1 protein-coding gene is annotated in these 1,332 nt (G+C 67.1%); it reads left to right on the top strand.

Annotated elements, in window-relative coordinates:
- The first annotated feature begins 247 nt into the window (after nt 1–247).
- The gene (locus tag AC07DW_RS34520) at nt 248–1,315 is read left to right on the top strand and encodes an IS110 family RNA-guided transposase (RefSeq protein ID WP_478861536.1); all 1,068 of its coding nucleotides are present in this window, start codon (nt 248–250) and stop codon (nt 1,313–1,315) included.
- The last annotated feature ends 17 nt before the right edge of the window (nt 1,316–1,332 follow it).

Genomic DNA, 1,332 nt, shown 5'->3' with positions numbered 1-1,332 from the left:
TACGACTGTGAGGATGTTGGGGTGCCGCTTCGGGTGGTGGCCTGACCCGCGTTACGACTGGCCCTGGTGCCTTGGTTTTGATCTGTCGGCCACCGTCCGGAGCGGTACTCGCTGCCGCTGGACCGGTGGACGTGTCCCGATAGGGGCCTTCGCGAGAGGCACCGTCACAGTCCTGACCGCCCTGACCGATCCAGCGATGGCCGCCCCGCTTCCCCATGGCTGCAGGAGACAGGTGACCGTGACCAGGATGACCCAGCCCGCCCCGCTGGACCAGGACAACCCCGGCATCGTGCTGGGTGTCGACACGCACAAGGACGTCCACGTTGCCGCCGTGGTGACGGCCGCCGGCGTCTTCGTCGAGAGCCGCAGCTTTCCGACGACCGCCGAGGGCTACGAACAGTTACTGGTCTGGGCCCGGACACTGGGCCACCTCAGCCAAGCCGGGGTGGAATGCACGGGCTCATACGGCGCCGCACTCAGCCGCTATCTGCATGGTCAGGGCATCACCGTCTTCGAGGTGAACCAGCCCGACAAGGCCACCCGCCGGCGCCGCGGCAAGAGCGACGTCGTCGATGCCGAGGCCGCAGCCCGCGCAGTGATCACCGGCCGGGCGACCGCGACCGCGAAGGCCGGCGACGGGCCCGTGGAGATGCTCAGGCTGTTCAAGATGGCCAAGGCCTCCGCAATCAAGTCCCGGGCTCAGGCGATCAACCAGCTCAAGGCCGTTCTCGTCGCCACCGATCCCGAGCTCCGCGAGTCTCTGGCCGGCCTGAGTAACCCCAAACTGATACGCGCCTGCGCCGCACTCGACAGCTCTGCCTCCGGAACGGCAGGCGCCGCCGCCCACACGCTCAAACTGCTGGCCCGGCGGATTCAGCACCTCACCGAGGAGATCGAAGATCTCACCACGCGGATCAGAGACGTCATCACGCAGCACAATCCGCAGCTCCTGGCCTGTTACGGCGTCGGCCCCGACACTGCCGCGACGCTTCTGATTGCAGCGGGTGACAACCCGGAACGCCTCCGCAGCGAGGCCTCGTTCGCAGCCCTCTGCGGCGTCAGTCCAGTCGAAGCCTCCTCCGGGAAAACCCAGCGTCGGCGCCTGAACCGAGGCGGAAACCGGCAGGCCAACTCCGCCCTCTACACCATCGTGCTGGCCCGTCTCCGATGGGACACCCGCACCCGCGACTACATCGACAGGCGTGTCTCCGAAGGCAAGACCCGACGCGAAGCACTTCGCTGTCTCAAACGCTACGTCGCACGCGAGATCCACCGACTCATCACCCGGACCACCACCCACGTCCTGGCGGCTTGACATCCATAGGGGCATCA

This window comes from Streptomyces sp. NPDC045701 (genome assembly GCF_056432045.1).
This window is presented reverse-complemented; position numbering and strand designations above follow the sequence as displayed.

Coding starts and splice junctions, on each gene's coding strand:
- AC07DW_RS34520 (WP_478861536.1), top strand. CDS start 248: ATGACCCAGCCCGCCCCGCTGGACCAGGACAACCCCGGCATCGTGCTG.